The organism is Pseudomonas nabeulensis (assembly GCF_004682045.1).
In the GTDB taxonomy this organism is placed as follows: domain Bacteria; phylum Pseudomonadota; class Gammaproteobacteria; order Pseudomonadales; family Pseudomonadaceae; genus Aquipseudomonas; species Aquipseudomonas nabeulensis.
The window spans coordinates 18,435-33,427 of sequence record NZ_QUZT01000072.1 but is presented as its reverse complement, the minus strand read 5'-3'; the positions used below and the strand labels follow the sequence as shown (position 1 = coordinate 33,427).

The window sequence follows — 14,993 nt, the reverse complement described above, 5'->3', positions numbered from 1 at the left end:
CCAACCAATGAGTGACTGACACACCGCCATCGGGGGCAAGCCCCCTCCCACATAAACCGCTCTCCAGCAGTGGGCGCGGCGTCAGGGCCGGGGCGCGTACGCAAACACGTCGGCACGCATCTGGTGCGCATCCATGCCCGCCTCGACCAACGCATCCAGCGTGCCGTAGATCATCGCCGGTGAACCGCTGGCGTAGACGTGCACAGTCTTGAGGTCGCTGATGTCCTCACACACCGCTTCATGCAACAACCCGCAGCGCCCTTCCCAGCCGCACAGGTCACTGACGACTTTGTGCAGGAACAGGTTGGGCAGTTGCTGCCACTGGTCCCAGTGTTCAATGTCGTAGAAGTCTTCCGGACGGCGCACGCCCCAGTACAGGTGCACCGGGTGTTTGAAGCCCGAGGCGCGGCAGTGTTCGATCAGGCTGTGCATCTGCGCCATGCCGGTGCCCGCGGCGATCAGCACCAACGGCCCGTCCGGCAGTTCGGCCAGGTGGGTATCACCAAATGGCAGCTCAATGCGCGCCATCTGGTTACGCTGCAATTGCGCCAGCAGGCTACGGGCGCTGTCTTCGCGGGCCAGCACATGCAACTCCAGCTCACGTCCGGCGTGGGGCGCCGAGGCCAGGGAAAACGCTGATTTCTCGCCGTTTTCCCGCTCGATCATCAGGTATTGCCCAGCGTGGTAACGCACCGCCTTGCCGGCCGGAGCCCGCAGGCGCACGCGCCACACATCACCGCCGACGTCTACGCACTCACTCAATTGACACGACAACTTGCGCAACGGCAACTCTCCCGGCGCCAGCACGCCATCCCACAACACAATGCAATCTTCCAACGGCTCGGCGATGCAGGTGTAGAACTCACCATGGTCGCGCACCTCACCGGCTTGCTGCACCCGGCCTTCCACCAGCAGCGCAGCGCATACATGGCAGACGCCATTGCGACAGGCCTGGGGACATTCGTAGCCCAGGCGGCGCGCGCCTTCGAGGATTCGCTCGCCAGGGACCAGCTCCAGCACGGCGCCGGAAGGTTGCAGGGTTACACGCATCAATCTATTCCCAATTCTTTCCAGATCGCATCGACACGCGCGGTGACGGCTTCATCCTTGACGATCACCCGGCCCCACTCGCGAGTGGTCTCACCCGGCCACTTGTGGGTCGCATCCAGGCCCATCTTCGAACCCAGGCCCGACACCGGCGAGGCGAAGTCGAGGTAGTCGATGGGCGTGTTGTCGATCATCACCGTGTCGCGCTTGGGGTCCATGCGCGTGGTGATGGCCCAGATCACGTCGTTCCAGTCGCGGGCGTTGATGTCGTCGTCGGTGACGATAACGAACTTGGTGTACATGAACTGTCGCAAAAACGACCACACACCCAACATGACGCGCTTGGCATGGCCCGGGTACGACTTCTTCATGGTCACGATGGCCATGCGGTACGAGCAGCCTTCGGGCGGCAGGTAGAAGTCGGTGATCTCCGGGAACTGCTTTTGCAGGATCGGCACGAACACTTCGTTGAGCGCCACGCCGAGGATGGCGGGCTCATCCGGTGGACGGCCGGTGTAGGTGCTGTGGTAGATCGGTTTGATCCGGTGAGTGATGCGCTCGACGGTGAACACCGGGAAGCTGTCCACTTCATTGTAATAACCGGTGTGGTCGCCGTACGGGCCTTCATCGGCCATCTCGCCCGGATGAATCACGCCTTCAAGGATGATTTCAGCGGTGGCCGGCACTTGCAGGTCGTTGCCACGGCACTTCACCAGTTCGGTGCGGTTACCGCGCAGCAGACCGGCGAAAGCGTATTCGGACAGGCTATCGGGCACCGGGGTGACGGCGCCAAGGATGGTCGCCGGGTCGGCGCCCAGGGCCACGGACACCGGGAACGGTTTGCCCGGGTGTTTTTCGCACCATTCGCGATAGTCGAGGGCGCCGCCACGGTGGCTCAGCCAACGCATGATCACCTTATTGCGGCCGATCACTTGCTGGCGGTAGATACCGAGGTTCTGGCGGTCCTTGTTCGGGCCCTTGGTGACAGTCAGGCCCCAGGTGATCAGCGGGCCGACGTCGCCGGGCCAGCAGGTTTGCACCGGCAGCATGGCCAGGTCGACATCATCGCCTTCGATGACCACTTCCTGGCACACCGCGTCCTTGACCACTTTGGGGGCCATGGCAATGATCTTGCGGAAGATCGGCAGCTTCGACCAGGCATCCTTGAGGCCCTTGGGCGGCTCGGGTTCCTTGAGGAACGCCAGCAGCTTGCCAATCTCGCGCAGCTCGCTGACCGACTCGGCGCCCATGCCGAACGCCACGCGCTCCGGGGTGCCGAACAGGTTGCCGAGCACCGGGATATCAAAGCCGGTCGGGTTCTCGAACAGCAGCGCCGGGCCCTTGTTGCGCAAGGTGCGGTCGCAAATCTCAGTCATTTCCAGTACCGGGGAAATCGGCATCTGGATACGTTTCAACTCTCCGCGCTGCTCAAGTTGCTGCACGAAATCCCGAAGATCCTTGAATTTCATTAACCATGCCACCCGTAAAATAGGCGTACATCCTACCTGCTCTGAGGGCGGCTGGCAGCTTAATTGGCCGTCAGACCGCGTGATTGCAACGAACTGAACAGAGGTTCCAGGAACGCCTCGATATACCGCGCACCGGCGTCGGAAAGGTGATTATCGTCGGTATACAGCGCGCGCCCGTTGAGTTCGACCCGACACAGACCGGCGGCATCACAGAGTTTCGACGCGGGGTCCAGCACCTGCACACCATCATCGGCAGCGGCCAGTTGATCAAACAACTGGCTGATAAACCGCTGGCGCTTCACGTGGTGGGCGACGTCTAGCCCCTCACCCTCCACCGAACGGTTCAACATGGCCAGACGACTGAGCCGATAAGGCACCACAATCTCCTGCAGAGGCACCTCCTTGACCAGCCAAACCCGGTGCCCGGCCGCTCGTAAGCCGGCCACGCGCTGGCGCAGGCCCGCGGCAAACCGCTGCTCGGCAACGGCGCGCACGTAGTGCCCGGTATCGGGGTTCTTGAGCGTAGGGCCCAGGTCACCCGAAAGCTGCCCATAGAGGTAGAGGCTCCAGCGCGCCACCAGCACCACATCACTGAACGACTGTTGGCCCATTGCCTGCTCGACACGCTGATTAAAACGCGCGCACTGACTGACGTTCTCCAACCCATCCAACGGCAGGCACCCGGCGAAGCTGGCCTGGGTCAGGCTGATGTGATGGCGCTCGGCACCGGCCTCGAGTGCCGGGATCAATGCCGCCGCGTGGCTGTCGCCCCACACCAGCGCGGACCTGGCACTGTCGCGCGGGCCAAAGCGGCAGAACAGCCGGTCGTCCTTGGTTTTCCGGTCTGCGATGCACGCCAGCAATTCCGGCCCCCACTGCTTGGCCTGGGCATACCGCAATGCCTGTTCAGGCAAGCGCCAGGGCAAGCCGTCGGTCCAGCGCAACACCTGGCCCGCGAGGCCAAGGCACAGCATCCCGGCCCCCGCTGCCAGCAGGATCGCCTTGCGCCCGGCCAGCAGGCGTTTTTCACGGAACGGCGCCTCAACGAACCGCCACGACAGGTATCCCAGCAGTAAGGTAACCAGCATGACCCCGGCCCATTCGAAGGCGTTCAAGCCGTCGATGGCCGCATAGCTGGAATACACGAAGACTGGCCAATGCCACAGGTACCACGAGTACGACACCAGCCCCAGCCCCACCATCACCCGCGTGCTGAGCAGGCGTCCGACCCAGGTGTGGTGCTGGCCGTTGGCCCAAATCAGCCCCACCCCCCCCAGCACGGGCAGCAACGCCGCGATACCGGGAAACGGAGTAGTGGCCTCAAAGCCGAACACAGCCCCCAGGATCAGCCCCATGGACGCCAGGCTGACGCCCTGGGCCAAGGCCGGCGACGCGCGCCAGGCACTTTTGGGCAGCACGGCCAGCATCGCGCCTGCCAGCAACTCCCAGGCCCGCATATGCAACAGGAAGAACGCTTTTTGCGGCTGATGGAAGACCGCCCAGGCACTCATGCCAAACGACAGCAGCAACAGCCCGAACAGCACCAGGCGCCAGTGTTTCAGGCGGCTGGACAGCACGGCCAGGAGCAACGGGAACAAAATGTAGAACTGTTCCTCCACCGCCAGCGACCAGGTGTGCAGCAAGGGCTTGATATCGGACGCCGCATCAAAATAGCCGTCCTGCCGCGCAAACAGCAGGTTGGAAGTGAACACCACCTGGTAGCGGGCCGAGCGGCCGAGTTCTTCATAGTCCTTGGGCGCCAGCAAGAACCACCCTACCGCCAGCGTGGCTGCCATCATCACGAACAGTGCCGGCAGGATCCGCCGTGCCCGACGCGCCCAAAAGTCCACAAAGCTGAAACGCCCCGCCTCGCGCTCGCGCCAGATAATCGAGGTGATTAAAAAGCCTGAAATCACGAAGAACACATCAACGCCGACAAAGCCGCCCGTGACGCCAGGAACCCCGAAATGAAACAGCACCACTGCAAGGACGGCTACGGCTCGCAAGCCGTCAATGTCCCTTCGATACGCAAGCACGGTCATAAATAGTCTTAGTCAGTCTGTCGCGATTGGTGATGAGCGTAGCTGCACTCACCTTTTTTGTTTCTTAACTGACACTTAAGCCGCGCAAACCTTCCTTTTTCGACGCAAAAAAAATGGCGCCCCGGAGGGCGCCATTTTTTTGGACCAGAAACGCAGTATTACTTGCGCTTCATCGACAAGAAGAACTCGTCGTTGGTCTTGGTGGTTTTCAGCTTGTCGACCAGGAACTCGATGGCCGCTACTTCGTCCATCGGGTGCAGCAGCTTGCGCAGGATCCACATGCGCTGCAGTTCGTCGTCGGCGGTCAGCAACTCTTCGCGGCGGGTGCCGGAACGGTTGATGTTGATCGCCGGGAACACGCGTTTTTCCGCGATGCGACGGTCCAGGGGCAGTTCCATGTTGCCGGTACCCTTGAACTCTTCGTAGATCACTTCGTCCATCTTCGAACCGGTTTCAACCAGCGCGGTGGCGATAATGGTCAGCGAGCCGCCTTCTTCGATGTTCCGCGCGGCGCCGAAGAAACGCTTCGGTTTCTCCAGGGCGTGGGCATCGACACCACCGGTCAATACCTTGCCGGAGCTCGGGATCACGGTGTTGTAGGCACGGGCCAGACGGGTGATGGAGTCGAGCAGGATCACCACGTCTTTCTTGTGTTCGACCAGGCGCTTGGCCTTCTCGATCACCATTTCGGCAACCTGTACGTGACGGGTTGGCGGCTCATCGAACGTCGAGGCAACCACTTCGCCGCGCACGGTGCGCTGCATTTCGGTTACTTCTTCCGGACGCTCATCGATCAACAGCACGATCAGGTGAACTTCCGGGTTGTTGCGCGCGATGTTCGCTGCAATGTTCTGCAGCATGATGGTCTTACCGGCTTTCGGCGGTGCGACGATCAGGCCACGCTGGCCCTTGCCGATCGGTGCGCACAGGTCGATGACACGACCGGTCAAGTCTTCGGTGGAACCGTTACCGGCTTCCATCTTCATGCGCACGGTCGGGAACAGCGGGGTCAGGTTCTCGAAGAGAATCTTGTTTTTCGCGTTCTCGGGACGATCGAAGTTGATCGTGTCGACCTTGAGCAGGGCGAAATAACGCTCGCCTTCCTTTGGAGGGCGGATCTTGCCAACGATGGTGTCACCGGTGCGCAAGTTGAAGCGACGGATCTGGCTCGGCGAGACGTAGATATCGTCTGGGCCGGCGAGATAGGAAGCGTCTGCGGAGCGGAGGAAGCCGAAGCCGTCCTGGAGAATCTCCAGCACGCCATCACCGGAGATTTCCTCGCCGCTTTTCGCGTGCTTTTTCAGCAGGGAGAAAATCACGTCCTGCTTGCGCGAACGGGCCATATTTTCTATGCCCATTTCTTCGGCCAGTTGGAGCAGGTCGGTAATCGGCTTTTGCTTGAGTTCAGTCAGATTCATATAGGAATGACGTAATCATTTATGGAGGGGGGAAATTAAGCTTTTGGCTTAATGAGGCCGCGCCGCGGAGAAGGCGACAGGATCGCGTACTAATCGAAAAGGAATGCGTCGGCGACGGCTTGCAGGGGGCAGTGGAGAAACCAGTGCGGGGCCGAATGTACCACCTGAGTTTCGGAGCGTCTAGCCCTGTTTCACGAAAAAGCCCCGCAATTTGCGGGGCTTTTTTGACGACGCTTAGATGTTCGCGTCGAGGAAAGCTTGCAGCTGGGACTTCGACAGCGCGCCTACTTTAGTGGCTTCGACGTTGCCGTTCTTGAACAGCATCAACGTAGGAATGCCACGCACGCCGTGCTTGGCCGGGGTTTCCTGGTTGTCGTCGATGTTCAGCTTGGCAATGGTCAACTTGCCTTCGTAGGTGGTTGCAATGTCGTCCAGAACAGGAGCGATCATTTTGCAAGGGCCACACCATTCAGCCCAGTAGTCAACCAGCACCGGGCCTTGAGCCTTGAGTACTTCGGCCTCAAAGGTCGCGTCGGTGACGTGCTTGATAAGATCGTTGCTCATGGATGTCTCCGGATTGTAAGCAAAAAAAACGTGGCCCATCATAGCCGCCCTTCCCCCGTTCAGGAAGCCGCCTCTGATTGAGTGTTGCTATGGTGGTGCATGAGTTTGGGTATCGCCCAGCTCACGGCGTCACGGGAGTGACGAAGGCAATGCCGGTGCGCAACGCCGCATTACGTACATGTTCCTGCATGGTTTTTTGCGCCGCCGCACTGGTGCGTCGGGCCAGGGCGCGCAGGATCTTGCGGTGTTCCTGCCAGGTCTCCATGGCCCGTTCCGGCCGGATGAACGGTAGCTTCTGGCTCTCCAGGAACACCTCGGCGCTGGCACTGAGGATGCTCACCATCGCCTGGTTCCCGCTGGCCAACAGGATGCGCTGGTGAAACTCGAAGTCCAGCCGAGCGGCGGCTTCGAAGTCACCCGCCTTGAGTACCTTGCGCATGGCCTCGACGTTATCTTCCAGGCGGTCCAGCTCATCAATCGTCAGCGTCACCGCCGCCAGCCCCGCCGCGAAGCCTTCCAGGGCATAGCGCAACTGGAAGATATCCAGCGGCGTGGCCTGCGCCGCGAACGGCCAGGCGAATCCCGGTGACTCCTCTGCCGCCTGCACGAATACGCCCTTGCCCGGCTGCACGCTGACCACACCCAACGCGCTCAAGGACGACAGTGCCTCGCGCAACGACGCCCGGCTCACCCCCAACTGCAGCGCCAGGTCACGCTGGGACGGCAGTGCATCGCCCGGCCCGAAGCCCTGCTCCTTGATCAGTTTGCGGATGGCCTGCAGGGCCGCTTCCGGTACGGCTTGGGCGATGGAATTCATAAAAAACTCAAGGTTCCAGTCAACTGAGCGGCTAGTTGTAAAGCTATTCGAAGCCGGCGGCAAGCCACGCCCCAAAGGGGCTCGCGGGGTTTTACCAACGCTCGAAAAGGGTGCGAAAACGCCCACCACTGTTCAGACCAGTAAGACCACCTCAACTCAACAAAACCCTGCATTGCAGACGATCCTGAGGGCGCTGGCATGGGCTGTGCACTGAGCAAACTCAGAAAATTCCTTCGCCCTTCTCGGAGAGTTGCCATGACCAAGCGCTACAGCGCCCTGCTCACTGCCCTGTTTGCCAGCCTGATGCTGAGCCAGGCACCCGCCCAGGCCAACGGTCTGGACGATATCGTCGCCCGTGGCACCCTCAAGGTCGCCGTGCCTCAAGACTTCCCGCCCTTCGGCTCGGTCGGCCCCGACATGAAGCCCCGTGGCCTGGACATCGACACTGCCAAGCTGCTGGCCGACCAGCTCAAGGTCAAGCTGGAGCTCACCCCGGTCAACAGCACCAACCGCATTCCGTTCCTGACCACCGGCAAGGTCGACCTGGTGATTTCCAGCCTGGGCAAGAACGCCGAGCGGGAGAAGGTCATCGACTTCTCCAAGGCCTACGCACCGTTCTACCTCGCGGTTTTCGGGCCGCCTGACGCAGCCATCGGTAGCCTCGACGACCTCAAGGGCAAGACCATCAGCGTCACCCGTGGCGCCATCGAAGACATCGAACTGACCGCCGTCGCGCCAAAGGAAGCCACCATCAAGCGTTTCGAAGACAACAACTCCACCATCGCCGCCTACCTGGCCGGCCAGGTCGACCTGATCGCCAGCGGCAACGTGGTGATGGTGGCGATCAGCGAACGCAACCCCAAGCGCGTACCGGCGCTGAAAGTGAAACTCAAGGATTCGCCGGTGTACGTGGGCGTGAACAAGAACGAGCCAGCACTGCTGGAGAAGGTCAACCAGATCCTCGTTGCCGCCAAGGCTGACGGCAGCCTGGAAAAGAACGCACTGCAATGGCTCAAAGAACCGTTGCCGGCTGACCTCTGAACCCGGAGCTGACTCATGGCGTATCAATTTGACTTTGTGCCGGTGCTGGCCAATACCGACCTGCTGTTGCGCGGCGCGCTGTTCACCCTTGAGTTGACGGCCATCGGCGCGATCCTCGGCGTGGCCCTGGGCACCGTCGGCGCCGTAGTGCGGGCTTGGAAGATCCAGCCGTTCGCCTGGTTTTTCGGGGTGTATGTCGAGTTGATCCGCAACACACCGTTCCTGGTGCAGCTGTTCTTCATCTTCTTCGGCTTGCCGTCGTTGGGCTTGAAGATCACTGAATGGCAAGCCGCCGTGCTGGCGATGGTGATCAACCTGGGGGCGTACTCCACTGAGATCATCCGCGCCGGTATTCAGGCCGTCCCGCGTGGGCAACTGGAAGCCGCAGCGGCGCTGGCGATGACGCGCTTCGAAGCGTTCCGCCACGTGGTGCTGCTACCGGCGCTGGGTAAGGTGTGGCCGGCGTTGAGCAGCCAGATCATCATCGTGATGCTCGGCTCGGCGGTGTGTTCGCAGATCGCCACGGAAGAGCTGAGCTTTGCCGCCAACTTTATCCAGTCGCGCAACTTCCGTGCGTTTGAAACCTATGCCCTGACCACCCTGGTGTACCTGTGCATGGCGCTGATGATTCGCCAGTTGCTCAACTGGATCGGCCAGCGTTTCGTGATGAGGAACAGCCGATGAGTGATTTCTCGTTCTGGGACATCGTGCGCAACCTGCTCACCGGCCTGCAATGGACCTTGTTGCTGTCGCTGGTGGCGTTTATCGGCGGCAGCGTGATTGGCTTGCTGGTAATGACGATGCGCATCAGCCACAAGGCTTTCCCGCACAACATCGCACGCACCTATATCGAACTGTTCCAGGGCACGCCGCTGTTGATGCAGCTGTTCCTGGTGTTTTTCGGCATTGCCTTGCTGGGTGTGGATATCTCGCCTTGGTTGGCCGCGGCCATCGCCCTGACCCTGTTCACCAGCGCCTACCTCGCCGAAATCTGGCGCGGCTGCGTCGATTCCATCGCCCACGGGCAATGGGAAGCCTCGGCCAGCCTGGCGCTGAACCCGCTGGAGCAATTGCGCTACGTGATCCTGCCTCAAGCCCTGCGGATTGCCGTGGCGCCAACGGTGGGTTTCTCGGTGCAGGTGGTCAAAGGCACCGCCGTCACCTCAATTATCGGCTTTACCGAACTGACCAAGACCGGCGGCATGCTCGCCAACGCCACCTTCGAACCCTTCATGGTCTACGGCCTGGTAGCTCTTGGTTACTTTTTGCTCTGCTACCCCTTGTCCCTCAGTGCGCGCTACCTGGAAAGGAGACTGCATGCCTCTGCTTAGAATTTCCGCCCTGCATAAGTATTACGGCGATCACCACGTCCTCAAGGGCATCGACCTGACCGTCGAAGAAGGCCAGGTAGTGGCGATCATCGGTCGCAGCGGCTCGGGTAAATCCACCCTGCTGCGCACCCTCAATGGCCTGGAGTCCATCAACGACGGTGTGATCGAAGTCGATGGCGAATACCTCGACGCCGCCCGCGCCGACCTGCGCAGCCTGCGGCAGAAAGTCGGCATGGTGTTCCAGCAGTTCAACCTGTTCCCGCATCTGACCGTGGGTGAGAACGTCATGCTCGCGCCGCAAGTGGTGCAGAAGGTGCCCAAGGCCAAGGCGGCCCAGTTGGCCAAGCAGATGCTGGAACGCGTCGGGCTGGGGGAAAAATTCGACGCCTTCCCGGATCGCCTGTCCGGCGGCCAGCAACAACGGGTGGCGATTGCCCGCGCACTGGCCATGTCGCCCAAGGTGCTGCTGTGCGATGAGATCACCTCGGCCCTCGACCCGGAACTGGTCAACGAAGTGCTCAGCGTGGTGCGCCAACTGGCCAAGGACGGCATGACCCTGATCATGGTGACCCACGAAATGCGCTTCGCCCGGGAAGTGGGGGACAAGTTGGTGTTCATGCACCAGGGCAAGGTGCATGAAGTGGGCGACCCCAAGGTGTTGTTCGCCAACCCGCAGACGCCTGAGTTCGCCAACTTCATCGGCTCCGTGGAACAGCCGGCGTGACCAGCTCGAAGCTGCCCCGCCCTTCCAGCCGCGTCTCATTGGGCACCTGCAGAGCATAAGACGGCAGGTCAACGTCAATCTCAACCTGGGCCACCATTCGCTGGCCGGCTACCGGCTCCCCGGCGGCGCGAGCCACCAGGGTCTGGCCCGGCAACAACTGCCCGGTCACCGCCTCACCGGGCAACTGGGCTGCCTCCCACTCAACGGTGCGCCCATCCACCTGGGCACGGCTTAACCTCAAGTGGAAACGCCCTTGACGGCCCAATCGAAACCCTTGCCCGTCGGGGACACCGATAAATCGTAACGCCATCGGCGAAGCCTCCACGCACGTTACGTTCAACTGCACCGTACGAGTGCCGAGCGCCACAGAGGGGCGCTCGACAAGGGCCGGACGGCGAATAACACCGTAGTCGACATGCGGCTGACTCACGGACACCCGGCAGTTTTCGGCACGCACGCCCTGTGCCATCAATACCGTGCAGAACAACACGACGCCCATGCTTTTGTGCCTAGCTCCCATGGCATACCGCCGAGGTGGTCTGATAAAACTTGTCATTGTCAGTCTGGGTCCCGGCATCAAGGCTTAACAGGCAAGTGGAAGCGTCTGGCAATGAAACCCGCAGGTGTTGTGATTCAGTGACATCGTTGAGAAAGATCATGCCCTCGCCCACCACACTGGTCAGGAAGCGATCGTCCTTGCCGAATACCGAAGCCCCCTGAGGGAGCGGCCGCCCCTGTTGATCGCTTGCCGTGAGTAACACACGGCGGACTGTCACCACATCGAACGCCACCGCGTTGAATGACCCCCGGCCGGCGGCGAGCACCTGGGTGCCGTTCTTCAAGTCAACGCGCCTGGGCAACGACTGCGTGTTTACTTCGACGCGACTGTTGGTATACGCCGGCAAGCTTGCTATCACGGCTTGCCCGGTGAAATCGGTCCACACCGGTCCTTGTGGGTTTTCCACTTTTGCAGCGCCAATGTCACCCACCGAGACGATGCCGAACGTGTCACCCACCGCGTAAGGCGAGAACGTAAGCCCACCTTCGTGGGCCACTACGCCGCCCTGCAACTGCCCGGTATAACTGCTGCCCAGCGGATCGCGACTAACCCCCAGGCCAACCCGCGTATAACGAGGCATCAGGTCCACTTGACCGCTGATCGATTGCTCCCGGGCGCTGAGGTCACGCTCGACCCCGACCTCGTAATTCACATACTCATTGACCCGCTCACTGAACGCTGCGCCGGCACGGGACTGGCCCCCACGACGACTGATGTAGCTCTTCACTCGACGATCGACGCCCAAGGGTACGCTGACCTGCAGCCGCAGCGAAAGGTCGTCATCCCGGACGGAGTCGCGCCGGTTACCGGCAAGCGGCGTGTCACGGCGAGCGCGACTGCCACCGACCTGTGAATCGGCGATCAACGCGACATCGGCGTGTTTGAACGACTTGTTCCACGAGGCAAATACATGTTCGGTCATGTGTCCATCGAACTGAGAGCTGCGGGTATAGCCCAAGGCGAAGCCGCCCAATGCGGGGTCAGCCCAGCTCACATCCGCCGTGTACTGGTTCTTGAAACGCGAGTCCAGTTCATTGCCCCTGAACGTACGACCGGCTTCAAGTAGCTCGCGATAGTTCTGGGTTTGGGTCGTTGCACTAAGATTGACGTCGACATTGGCAAACACCGGACTGCTCATGGTCACACTGCTACGCGCCCCGGACATTGAGTTACGACTGTCCCGGGACACGTTGTGACGCGCGCCCACGGACACCCGTTGGAAAAATACGCTGCTCAGCGTGCCGCCTGCCGACCAATAGTCCTCAGTGCTCAACAAGCCGAAGCCGGCGGACGAGCCGCGTCCAAGATCCCACGTGCCGCTCCCCATGGCGACCACCGGTGTCGGTCCCGCCTCAACTGTGTTTTCTCGCACTTTGCCAAGCGAAAAGTAATAACCAGGTGCCGCCGGAGCAGCCCCGGCGAACGAAGCCGCCGGCACGGCGAAACTGCGCCGCCCCCCCCGTACATCGATCACGGTGACGTCCAGGTCGCTGGTGCCATTAAGCAAGGGTAAGCCCGTCAACCGGAAGGGACCTTCGGGCACCACCGTGGTGTGGATCAATACTCCAGACTGGCGCACTTCAATCCGCGACTGGCTCTGAGCCAGGCCTTCCACCACAGCATTGCTGTTGCCTGCGGGTACTCGCGACTGCCCGTCAGGGGAAAATTGCACGCCCGAAAGCTGGATGCCCCCAAACAGCGGGTTGTTGGTAGAAAGCTGGCCCACCTGGAACGTCGATTTCAACAGGGCAATATCACGCTGGGCGTAGGCATACAGGTGCTCAGCGCGGGTGTCGCCGTTATCAGACACGTAGAACTGGCGACTACGCACAATCCAATCGCCCAGGTTGAAGCCCGCCTCGGTATAGGCCGACGTGAACCGGCTGGCCCCACTGCGCGAACGGCTGTCGAACCCGAGTACGTCATAGTTGAACATGGCCGCCATTCCGCCCTGGGCAAAATGCCCCGCCTCCCATTGCGGCTCACGAAATGACTGGGTAGGTACCACCAACGCCACCTCATCGACACCGGGTCGTAGGCGGACCATCGTTGCCGGGAAGGCGCCAAGAAAGTCATAGCAAGCCTGGTCCGTAGCCGTGACTTCACGAATGAGGTCCTTGGGCTGCGTCAACCCGGCCTTCTCCAGAAACCCTGCGGTAAAACACAATTGCCCTTGCGCATCAAACCGTGCATCCACCAGCCCGAGCTGATTGCCATTGACCCTTAGCCCCACCGCATGGGTGCCTTCACGAAAGCGCGCCGCACTACGAAAGTAGTCCGAAACCTTGGGGTCAATGCCGTACGTGGTGAGTGCCGCCAGGTCGAACCCCTCTCCCAACTCCAGCGCCGAGGCAACACCAGGCAAACTGCAAAGCGTTGCGAACCCCATGAGCAGTGTGGGTCGACACGGCCGCAGAGGGTCCAAACGTCGGTTAATCGACAGGTTAATCATAGGCTGATCAACCCCCATCGGCATTGATCGAGGCTCGGTAGCTGTCCACGGAGAACCCGTAGACCGTCGCCGGCTCGATCTCGACGTGGGTCGAATTGCCCAATGGGTCCTCAACCTTTGCCGCAAGCGCTTCACCCGGCAAAATATAGGTTCGCGGCAAAGTAGCCATGCGCTTTTGGGGAAGTAACAGCACATCCGGTGCAAGGCGCACCACATAGGCACTGTCGTTGTGAACCGTAAGTCGCTCGCCTGACCGTCTCCATGTCAACAGTTCCCAGGGCGCGTCGTGCCGAGGCAGATCTCGTGGATGAAGGATCAGCGGCAGATTCTGCCGAAGCGTGATACCGATAGTCGCACCACCCGCCACGCGCGCTTGGGGAATACCCTCAAACGTCACGCGCTTTAACCGCTGCGTCTTCAAAGGCGACTTCAAGGTGGCGATGAAACGCACCAGTTGGGTTTCGCCTGCCTCTACGCGTGTAATGGGCGGCGTAACGATCAATAGCGGCTCTATATCTTCGGGCACGTTCTCCACGACCGAATGAAGCAACGCTGGCGTCGCATCCGTGTTCGTGATGTTTATGGTCGCCTCGCCGTGCTCTTCATTAAGTATGACCACCGAAGTCTCCGGAAGCATACCGTCCGCGACGGCCACACCCGCAAAACCTAGAAACCAACTTGCACTCAGCAGCAACACATTATTTAAAAATAAAAGACGACGCACTCAGTATTCTCCGCAACCTTAAGTTAACTATCAGCCACCCAGCACCCGCATAAATACAGCCGGCAAAGAACGCTGAGTTCTTAGCCGGTTGTATTCAAACTGCTTAGATGTAATTCAACTCAAGCGAAGCGCGCCCATCAAGGGTTACGTCACGGCTCAGATCCAAGTCCTGGGCCTTATTGATAACCGCCCTCACCACGAGGGTGGCGCTCAACTGAGAGACTGGGGCCGGCGTCAGCGACGAACTGATACGCCACGAGTGTTGGGCCGGAAACTGTGCGGCTTTACCATCGCTGGTTACCCAGGTGCCTGTGCTGGTGCTGGAACGCATGATGGGGTACAGGGTTGTGCCCGACGACCTGAGATCCCTGAGGGTGACCGTGAAACCGCCGGTTTTACGACCCGACACCGCACCCAAACCATAGTTATGCACCTCGGTATAGCCAGCACCCAGAGCAGCGAGGATGCCTGGCACCTTACTGGCAGCTTGCAGGTCCTTGAACGTCAGCCCGAACTTGGCCGCACCGCTGCCGCAGTTGACAGACAGGGGAAGGGTCTTTTCCTGAAGCGGGGTGAACGCCGCTGGGAGCAGGGTGCCGGAGGGAATATCACCGTAATTTACGATACCCGCCCCAGTCATGGAGAGGTTGCAGGCAGCGGGTTTGATCGTCCCCCTGACGGTCAGCTCCGCAACATTGGTTGCCTGAGCGCTCAGGGCTGCAGCAAGGCACGCAATACCAAGAGTCAGTCCAACTATTTTTTTCATGTTTGACCTGTCACTAAAGTTATCAGGTGTATTTATTTC

14 protein-coding genes are annotated in these 14,993 nt (G+C 60.6%); 4 read left to right on the top strand and 10 right to left on the bottom strand.

The genetic code is table 11. The features are described from left to right. Positions 1-81 precede the first annotated feature (81 nt). The 6 genes from DYL61_RS26585 to DYL61_RS26560 all read right to left on the bottom strand — a co-directional run bounded on the left by DYL61_RS26585 (position 82) and on the right by DYL61_RS26560 (position 7,357). Positions 82-1,050, bottom strand: coding sequence for a CDP-6-deoxy-delta-3,4-glucoseen reductase (locus tag DYL61_RS26585; RefSeq protein ID WP_135310803.1), 969 nt, complete (start codon positions 1,048-1,050; stop codon positions 82-84). After that, complete coding sequence (ubiD, locus tag DYL61_RS26580) at positions 1,050-2,516, bottom strand: 4-hydroxy-3-polyprenylbenzoate decarboxylase (RefSeq protein ID WP_071490463.1); 1,467 nt, start codon at positions 2,514-2,516, stop codon at positions 1,050-1,052. Before ubiD ends, DYL61_RS26585 begins: the two co-directional genes overlap by 1 nt. Before the next feature lie 59 nt (positions 2,517-2,575). Continuing rightward, positions 2,576-4,558, bottom strand: coding sequence for an acyltransferase family protein (locus DYL61_RS26575; RefSeq protein ID WP_135310802.1), 1,983 nt, complete (start codon positions 4,556-4,558; stop codon positions 2,576-2,578). Positions 4,559-4,716: 158 nt separating this feature from the next. Then, the gene (gene rho, locus DYL61_RS26570; RefSeq protein WP_016973082.1) at positions 4,717-5,976 is read right to left on the bottom strand and encodes a transcription termination factor Rho; all 1,260 of its coding nucleotides are present in this window, start codon (positions 5,974-5,976) and stop codon (positions 4,717-4,719) included. A gap of 234 nt (positions 5,977-6,210) precedes the next feature. After that, the gene (gene trxA / locus DYL61_RS26565) at positions 6,211-6,540 is read right to left on the bottom strand and encodes a thioredoxin TrxA (RefSeq protein WP_003213989.1); all 330 of its coding nucleotides are present in this window, start codon (positions 6,538-6,540) and stop codon (positions 6,211-6,213) included. Between the two features lie 121 nt (positions 6,541-6,661). Then, the gene (locus DYL61_RS26560) at positions 6,662-7,357 is read right to left on the bottom strand and encodes a FadR/GntR family transcriptional regulator (RefSeq protein WP_135310801.1); all 696 of its coding nucleotides are present in this window, start codon (positions 7,355-7,357) and stop codon (positions 6,662-6,664) included. 255 nt (positions 7,358-7,612) lie between these two features. Between DYL61_RS26560 and DYL61_RS26555 the strand changes: the two genes are divergently transcribed. The 4 genes from DYL61_RS26555 to DYL61_RS26540 are packed head-to-tail and all read left to right on the top strand — an operon-like array spanning position 7,613 to position 10,453. Next, on the top strand, positions 7,613-8,398 hold the full coding sequence (locus DYL61_RS26555) for a transporter substrate-binding domain-containing protein (protein ID WP_135310800.1): 786 nt from the start codon (positions 7,613-7,615) through the stop codon (positions 8,396-8,398). 15 nt (positions 8,399-8,413) lie between these two features. Further along, the gene (locus DYL61_RS26550) at positions 8,414-9,082 is read left to right on the top strand and encodes an amino acid ABC transporter permease (protein ID WP_135310799.1); all 669 of its coding nucleotides are present in this window, start codon (positions 8,414-8,416) and stop codon (positions 9,080-9,082) included. Continuing rightward, positions 9,079-9,729 (top strand): amino acid ABC transporter permease, encoded by a 651-nt coding sequence (locus DYL61_RS26545; RefSeq protein ID WP_135310798.1) that lies wholly within the window; start codon positions 9,079-9,081, stop codon positions 9,727-9,729. The genes DYL61_RS26550 and DYL61_RS26545 overlap by 4 nt, the downstream gene beginning before the upstream one ends. Then, positions 9,716-10,453, top strand: coding sequence for an amino acid ABC transporter ATP-binding protein (locus DYL61_RS26540; protein ID WP_135310797.1), 738 nt, complete (start codon positions 9,716-9,718; stop codon positions 10,451-10,453). The genes DYL61_RS26545 and DYL61_RS26540 overlap by 14 nt, the downstream gene beginning before the upstream one ends. Here the strand turns inward: DYL61_RS26540 and DYL61_RS26535 are convergent. From DYL61_RS26535 to DYL61_RS26520, 4 genes are all read right to left on the bottom strand, one after another. Continuing rightward, the gene (locus DYL61_RS26535; protein ID WP_135310796.1) at positions 10,425-10,973 is read right to left on the bottom strand and encodes a DUF1120 domain-containing protein; all 549 of its coding nucleotides are present in this window, start codon (positions 10,971-10,973) and stop codon (positions 10,425-10,427) included. The two genes, DYL61_RS26540 and DYL61_RS26535, sit on opposite strands and share 29 nt — an antisense overlap. Next, complete coding sequence (locus tag DYL61_RS26530) at positions 10,963-13,401, bottom strand: fimbria/pilus outer membrane usher protein (RefSeq protein WP_238704613.1); 2,439 nt, start codon at positions 13,399-13,401, stop codon at positions 10,963-10,965. Before DYL61_RS26530 ends, DYL61_RS26535 begins: the two co-directional genes overlap by 11 nt. Before the next feature lie 70 nt (positions 13,402-13,471). Then, complete coding sequence (locus DYL61_RS26525) at positions 13,472-14,188, bottom strand: fimbria/pilus chaperone family protein (RefSeq protein WP_420825093.1); 717 nt, start codon at positions 14,186-14,188, stop codon at positions 13,472-13,474. Between the two features lie 103 nt (positions 14,189-14,291). Further along, the gene (locus tag DYL61_RS26520; protein WP_135310805.1) at positions 14,292-14,954 is read right to left on the bottom strand and encodes a DUF1120 domain-containing protein; all 663 of its coding nucleotides are present in this window, start codon (positions 14,952-14,954) and stop codon (positions 14,292-14,294) included. Between the last annotated feature and the right edge of the window lie 39 nt (positions 14,955-14,993).